Origin of the sequence: Staphylococcus sp. GDY8P57P (assembly GCF_017892585.1) — a bacterium.
GTDB classification, from domain to species: Bacteria; Bacillota; Bacilli; order Staphylococcales; family Staphylococcaceae; genus Staphylococcus; species Staphylococcus borealis.
The window spans coordinates 738-1,487 of sequence record NZ_JAESLK010000112.1 but is presented as its reverse complement, the minus strand read 5'-3'; the positions used below and the strand labels follow the sequence as shown (position 1 = coordinate 1,487).

Sequence of the window (750 nt, the reverse complement as noted above, 5' to 3'; positions counted from 1 at the left end):
AATATATGTACTTAGATAAATGCAATGAGTAAATGAACTTAATATGTAAATAAAAAAGGATTGTCACTTTAGACGCTATTTTGCACCTGTTTTTAAACGCTATTTTGCACTATAACACATTTGAAAAGAGGTTGAACAAAGTCCTCTATGTTCCAACCTCTTTAAGTTTATTTTATGCCAATTACTAAACTATCTCGTGCAGCTTCAACAACTTCTGTTGTAACGGTTTCAAGATTATTAATTTCAAGTATTCTTTCAATCTGGGTGAAGAGTCTTTGTATCAGTCTAAAGTTTCCGCCAGTAATTTTAATGATGCTGGTGATTGCTTCGTAATCAGAAAAGTCTTCAAGCTTTATAGAAATACCTAACTCATCCCACTTATACTCCAAAATATGATGCGTTTCATCTTTACTGAGTTTATCAAATTCATGTGCAAACCCAATTCTTGAATAAAGCTGGGGGTACCGTGCCAACCGTTTTTCGATTCCAGGCATTCCAATTAATATCATTGCGATATCATTTCTATCGTATATATCCCTGAGTTGTTCTAAACTTTGAATTTTTAATCGATCGATTTCATCTACAATAACGAGGTCAATATCTTCAAATGAATCTGTCGTATATTTCTCTTCTTCAGTGTTCTTTGCTCTGTATATGCTTTTCACCATATTTATTCTAAAGCCAATGGAATGAATGTCTTCAGTCATTTTTGTCGCTCTTATAGGGGGCGCAGTATAGAAAATGGTTCTG

1 protein-coding gene is annotated in these 750 nt (G+C 33.5%); it reads right to left on the bottom strand.

Annotated elements, in window-relative coordinates; translation table 11 throughout:
- Positions 1 to 167 precede the first annotated feature (167 nt).
- On the bottom strand, positions 168 to 750 hold a 583-nt coding region (locus KA878_RS13810; protein WP_245336770.1), incomplete at its 5' end, for an AAA family ATPase.